General features: G+C 69.0%; 1 protein-coding gene. It reads right to left on the reverse strand.

Translation table 11 applies throughout. The features are described from left to right. Positions 1-257: 257 nt before the first annotated feature. Complete coding sequence (locus E4T88_RS18815; RefSeq protein ID WP_167755478.1) at positions 258-434, reverse strand: hypothetical protein; 177 nt, start codon at positions 432-434, stop codon at positions 258-260. Positions 435-562 lie beyond the last annotated feature (128 nt).

The following is a 562-nucleotide window of genomic DNA, read 5'->3' on the forward strand; positions in this document are numbered from 1 at the left end:
TGCTGAGCCTGGCCCGGCGCATCGACCCCAAACGCGTGGCCGCCAGCCAGCGAAAACCCAAGCCGCGGTCTACCGAGCCCGCACGCCAGACCAACGCCCATGTCGCAACCGCCAGGGTTCTGGCAAATCAAACACCTTGAAAGGGCTGGGTCTACGACCTTTTGCGGGTGCAGGGCGGAGCCCGGGGTGCTGTCCCGTCAGGGCGCGCCGCCCTGATCACCCGCCAAAGGGCTGAGCCCTTTGGAAACCCGGTTCTCTTACCGGCGCTTGGTCTCTTCCTGCGGCAGGTGCCGCCCGTAGGTTTCCTGCTTCTCGGCCCGTTCCTGGATCAGGTTGGCATAGGCCTGCCGCATCTCCGGGGAGACGCTGACGCTCTTGCCCTTGGTGGGCTTGCGCTTGGGCGCCTTCTTGAGGGTGTTGCTCGTCTCGCTCATGCCGGGCTCCGCGTCGGACCATGGCGGCGGCGCGCGGCCGGCAGGAGGTCCGAGGCGAGTCGGAATCCAGGCCGGCCCGCGAGGCCGGACCCCTGCCCTCTAGCGCATCGCGCGGCCGCGTGCACGGG

It is taken from the genome of Dysgonomonas mossii (genome assembly GCF_004569505.1).
In the GTDB taxonomy this organism is placed as follows: Bacteria; Bacteroidota; Bacteroidia; order Bacteroidales; family Dysgonomonadaceae; genus Dysgonomonas.

Coding starts and splice junctions, on each gene's coding strand:
- E4T88_RS18815 (WP_167755478.1), bottom strand. CDS start 434: ATGAGCGAGACGAGCAACACCCTCAAGAAGGCGCCCAAGCGCAAGCCC.